Raw genomic sequence first — 492 nt, 5'->3', positions numbered from 1 at the left:
CCGCGTGTATCGCTATGAGGGGGCCATCCATGGCCTCGATGACGCCGTGGTGCTGCTCGCTTGGAAGGCGGATCAGCCGATGACGCCGGAACATCTCCATTGTGTCTTGAGCACTGACCGGGAGCTCGGGGACGAAGACATCTTGCGTTACTATGCTCAGCGTTGGACGATCGAGTGCTTTTTCCGGCAGGCGAAAGATCAACTGAAGCTGGATGGATACCGAGTTCGCCACATTCGGGCGGTGAAACGGTATTGGGCGGTGGTGCTGCTCTCCTGCGTGTATAGCATCGCCGAATCCCAGCAAGACCTCTCCGCCGGATTGGAGCTTCTTCGATCGCGGAAAGGCCATAGCGTCATAGAGTTCATTTATGACGCCGCAAAGCAAGATATTCCCATTGATGTGATCAAAAAACAGCTCCATGTCGCCTAAGGGGGACCCTGTTTGTCTCTTAAAGCATGGAAATTATTGTAATGAAAAATGCTCATCTACAG

At 53.3% G+C, this 492-nt stretch carries 1 protein-coding gene; it reads left to right on the top strand.

Annotated elements, in window-relative coordinates:
• Positions 1-430 (top strand): transposase (locus tag BRO54_RS18935; protein WP_139268120.1); only part of this gene is annotated, 430 nt, incomplete at its 5' end.
• Positions 431-492 lie beyond the last annotated feature (62 nt).

It is taken from the genome of Geobacillus proteiniphilus, from assembly GCF_001908025.1.
GTDB classification, from domain to species: Bacteria; Bacillota; Bacilli; order Bacillales; family Anoxybacillaceae; genus Geobacillus; species Geobacillus proteiniphilus.
Note: the sequence above shows the minus strand (reverse complement) of the source record. Positions and strands in the feature narration are given on the sequence as shown.